Source organism: Modestobacter excelsi (assembly GCF_005930495.1).
Taxonomy (GTDB): Bacteria; Actinomycetota; Actinomycetes; order Mycobacteriales; family Geodermatophilaceae; genus Modestobacter; species Modestobacter excelsi.
Genome location: NZ_SJEX01000146.1, coordinates 1 through 4,652 on the forward strand (window position 1 = coordinate 1; position 4,652 = coordinate 4,652).

3 protein-coding genes are annotated in these 4,652 nt (G+C 72.4%); 1 reads left to right on the plus strand and 2 read right to left on the minus strand.

Features of this window, described 5'->3' with window-relative positions; translation table 11 throughout:
• Positions 1-31: 31 nt before the first annotated feature.
• Both FHL80_RS24860 and FHL80_RS24865 read right to left on the minus strand, forming a co-directional pair.
• Positions 32-1,045, minus strand: a complete 1,014-nt coding sequence (locus tag FHL80_RS24860; protein ID WP_138736001.1) for an iron-containing redox enzyme family protein — start codon at positions 1,043-1,045, stop codon at positions 32-34.
• 101 nt (positions 1,046-1,146) lie between these two features.
• On the minus strand, positions 1,147-2,703 hold the full coding sequence (locus FHL80_RS24865; protein WP_138736002.1) for a methyl-accepting chemotaxis protein: 1,557 nt from the start codon (positions 2,701-2,703) through the stop codon (positions 1,147-1,149).
• A gap of 198 nt (positions 2,704-2,901) precedes the next feature.
• Between FHL80_RS24865 and FHL80_RS24870 the strand changes: the two genes are divergently transcribed.
• Entirely contained in the window at positions 2,902-4,416 is a 1,515-nt protein-coding gene (locus FHL80_RS24870) for an MFS transporter (RefSeq protein ID WP_138736003.1), read from the plus strand.
• Positions 4,417-4,652 lie beyond the last annotated feature (236 nt).

Here is a 4,652-nt window from a genome sequence, read left to right on the forward strand (position 1 = left end):
GCCGCCCAGCTCTTCCGGGAGTGAGGACCCGCTAGACAGCGAGGGCGGGCTCGCGGTGGAGGCCGGACCGGCCGGCCTCCCAGGCGCCCAGCAGGTGGACGGCGGTCAGCCCGTCGAGGGCCAGCGAGCAGGCGGCGCCGAACAGGACGTCGGCCAGCAGCGAGGGGTCCTCGGCGACCAGCGACCCGCACATGTCGACCGAGGCGATCTGCTCGTGGACCGCGTCGGCCTCGACGTGCTCGTCGTAGAAGACGGTGGTGGCGTCGCCGAACCCCAGCCGGCGCAGCCCCGAGGAGTAGCGGCGGCTGGGCTCGGAGGAGGTCATCTCGACCGCGGTCAGGTGCCCGAGGCAGGCGCCGCGCAGCGCCCGGTGCAGGCCGAACAGCGACATCGTGTTGACCGAGGTGAACGCGACCGCCGGGGCGTCGTCCCACAGCGCGCCGTACCCGGTGTCCAGGTCCAGGTCGCGCATCATCCCGGCGAACAGCTGGCTGTGCATGCGCTCGGCGGACCCGCCGCCGTACTCGTCGGCCTGGATCTCCACCATCGCCGCCTTGGCCCGCCCGCCCAGCCGCGGGATCGCCCAGGTGTGCGGGTCGCCCTCCTTGAGGTGGTACACCGACCGCAGCGTGAGGTACTCCCGCCACTGCTCGAGCGTGCCGCTCCGGGCCAGGTGGCGGGACAGCGACGGGCCGTCGTCCGCGGCGACGAGGGCGGCCAGCTGCTGGTCGACCGGGGCGTCGGTGGCCTCGACGTCGCCGACCAGCGCCCGCAGCGCGGCGGTGTGCCGCTGCTCCAGGAGCGCGCGCAGCCGCAGCAGCTCGGGATCCCACTCCCAGGCGTCGGCGACGTCGTCGAAGCCGCGGTAGTGCAGCTCGTAGCAGATCGCCAGGCTCAGCTGCAGGTCGTCGTCGAGCAGCGGGTCGGTCGTGGCGGCGAGGAGGATCTCGGCCGCGGCGGCCGTGCTCGGTGAGATCGAGCCACCGGTGGCGAGGTCGGTGCACAGTCCGGCGCTGAGCGGGCCCCGGGGCCTGGGAAGCTGCATGCCCGCGATCATGCCCGCATCGGGGCCGTCCGGAACGTCCCGGACGGGTGAGATCGTGCGCAGTCGGGTTGCGCGCGACGCGAGCTGCCTCCCCGGTCGGCTCAGGAGCGCTCGAAGGCGCTGGCCATGCGGGCCTGCTCCTCCAGGACCTCGCCCATGCGGGCCTGGACGGCGTCGAGCCGGCCGATGATCTCCCCGGTGGTGTGGATGCCGGAGGCCACGGCCTTGCTGCTGGCCTGGATGCCGGCGATCTGGTCCGACACCCGCTGGGTCGCCTTGGCGGTCTCCCGCGCCAGGTCCTTGACCTCGCTGGCCACGACCGCGAACCCCTTGCCCAGCTCGCCGGCGCGCGCGGCCTCGATGGTGGCGTTGAGTGCGAGCAGGTTGGTCTGGTCGGCGATGCCGGAGATGATCCGGATGACCTCCCCGACCGCGGCGGAGGCCTCGTCCAGCGCCTCGACCTCACCGGTCATGGTGGAGGCCTGCACGACCGCGGACTCCGCGACCCGGCCGGCGTCCCCGGCGGCCTCCCTCAGCCGGGAGACGGTGTCCAGCAGCTCCCGGGCGTTGGCCGCGGACTCCTCGGTGCGGAGCAGCACCTCCAGCCGCTGGGACACCAGCTGCTGCACGTTGCGCAGCGCCGACGCCCGGGACTCGGACAGCTCGATGGTGTCGGTGACGAAGAAGTCCATCGTGCCGATCACCTTCCCGCCGACCAGCAGCGGGAAGCAGACCCCCGACCTGACCCCGGCCCGCTGGGCGGCCGGGGCGCGCACGCAGTCGGTCATCTCCCCGATGTCGGACACGAAGAACAGGTCGCGGGTCCGCCAGGCGCGCCCGGACAGGCCCACGCCCTCGGCGAAGCTGGCGGCCAGGGTGACCTTGCGGAACTCCTCCCCGGCCGAGCCGGACTCCTGCTGGAACCGCAGCACCCCGGTCGCCTCGTCCAGCGCCCAGAACGAGCCGTAGGCCCAGCCGAAGGCCTCGCGCACCGTGTCCAGCGCCGTCCGCAGCGCGGTCTGCTGGCTGGAGGCGGCACCGACCCCGGCCACCACGGTGGTCACCGCGACCCGGTCGTCCAACATCTCCTGCAGCTGGCCGCGCTGCGCCGCGGCGCGGCGGGCGTGGCTGAGCAGCCGGGCGAGGGAGTCCCACTTGGCCTTCCGGGCACCGAGGAACGGCAGCTCGTCGGCGGTGAAGTACTCGTACAGGGCGGTCACCCGGCCGTCCTCGACCAGCGGCAGGACGCAGCCACTGGTGGCTCCCGCCGCCAGCGCGCCGGTCCACCGCAGGCAGGACCGTGCGTCGCTGTCCCGGTCGAGCACGACCGCCTTCTTGGTCCGGACGGCCTCGCCGCCGTACCCGTCGGCCGACGTCATCCGGTCCACCCGCCCACCAGGACCCGCCGCTACCGCGCCGGCCAGCGGGCCGAACTCGCCGTGCAGGTGGAACGCGCCGTCCTTCCCGGGCAGCCAGACCGCGCAGTAGCCGAGCTGGAGCTCGCGGACGAGCGTCTCGGTGATGACCAGGTGCCCGTGCGCGTCGCTGGTGATGCCGCGGTCGAGCTGGTCGATGACCGCCTCCACGGCCTCGACGTCGCGGGGCATCTGTGCGGGCGTCAGGGTCTCCGCCGCCTGGCTGCTGCTGCGCCGCCTCATCCGTGTCCTCCTCCACCGGGCTCGCCCGCCTGTGCGGACGTCGCCGTTCCTGATCCTCATCGGCAGTCGGGACCCCGGGTTGAGCCGGGGACCGCGGCGCGACCGGTCCCCGGCACCTGCCGGACGAACTCGTGTCGTTGCATGCGTCAAGTGCTTTCGGCTGGGTAGACGCGGGTCCCGCTCGTACAGGAGGACCTCATGACGACTGCTCCCGCGGCACAGGCGCCCGGCAGCATCCGCAGCCTCATCCCGGCCCGCATCGACCGGCTTCCCTGGTCTCCGTTCCACACCCGCATGGTCATCGCGCTGGGGGTGGCCTGGATCCTCGACGGCCTGGAGATCACCGTCGCCAGCGCCGTCGTGGACACGCTGACCGAGGAGGACACCCTCGGGTTGTCCTCCACCGCCGCCGGCCTGATCGCCACCGTCTACCTGCTCGGCGAGGTGGTCGGCGCGCTGTTCTTCGGCCGGTTGTCGGACAAGCTGGGCCGCAAGAAGCTGTTCGTCATCACCCTGGCCGTCTACCTGATCGGCAGCGGCCTCACCGCGTTCACGCTGGGCAACAGCGCGTTCTGGATCGGCTTCCTGTACCTGACCCGCTTCATCAGCGGCATGGGCATCGGCGGTGAGTACGCCGCCATCAACTCCGCGATCGACGAGCTGATCCCGGCCAAGTACCGCGGCCGGGTCGACATCGCCGTCAACGGCACCTACTGGGCCGGCGCGATCATCGGCACGCTGGGCACCTACATCTTCCTCAACAAGCTGGACCCGGGCTGGGGCTGGCGGGTCGCCTTCCTCCTCGGCCCGGTGCTGGGCCTGGTGATCATCTTCGTCCGGCGTCACCTGCCGGAGAGCCCGCGCTGGCAGGTCATGCACGGCCGCGAGCAGGAGGCCGAGGCGACCATCAGCTACATCGAGCAGGAGGTCGAGCAGGGCGGGCGCGCGCTGCCCCGGGTCGACGACGACCGGGCGATCGAGCTCAAGCCGGCCGAGAACATCGGCTACTTCGCGCTGGCCCGCGTGCTGTTCAAGGAGTACCCCGGCCGGGCGGTCTACGGCGCGACGTTGATGATCACCCAGTCGTTCCTGTACAACGCCATCTTCTTCACGTACACGCTGGTGCTGGGCAACTTCTACGGCGTCGACTCCTCCCAGGCGCCGTTGTTCCTGATCGCCTTCGCCGTCGGGAACCTGACCGGTCCGCTGACGATCGGGCACCTGTTCGACACCATCGGCCGCAAGAAGATGATCGCCGGCACGTACATCCTCTCCGGCGTGCTGCTGGCGATCACGGCGTTCCTGTTCCAGGCCGACGTGCTCACCGCCGTCACCCAGACGATCGCCTGGTGCATCATCTTCTACTTCGCCTCCGCCGGTGCCAGCGCGGCCTACCTGACGGTCAGCGAGATCTTCCCGCAGGAGGTGCGGGCCAAGGCGATCGCGGTCTTCTTCGCCATCGCGCAGTGCTTCGGCGCGCTGGGTCCGGTCATCTACGGCGCACTGATCGGTGAGGGGGAGAGCCGGGGGCCGCTGTTCTACGGCTACCTGCTCGGCGCCGGCGTCATGATCGTCGGTGGTCTGGTCGCTGCCGTCCTCGGCGTCAGTGCCGAGGGCAAGTCGCTGGAGGACGTCGCCACGCCGCTGGCCGCCCGCAACGCCGCGACCCGTCGTCCCGGCACCCGGGCGGAGGGTGCCGCGCGCCCGCGCTGAGCCCCGACCTCGCTCCCCGGGGCGCCGGACGGCCCCCGACCTGGTGCAGGTCGGGGGCCGTCCGTCGCCCGCGGCCGGCCCCCAGGTGGACGGCTGTCACAGCCGACCCACGTGTGCGTGTCGGCACAGGGCGACCGGACCGCGCTGCTTGACTGCGCGCGGTCTCCGGCGACGGGAGGACGTGCAGGTGCCCCGGCGGCTGCGCCGTCACCGGTCGCCGGGCCCTGCCCACCCGC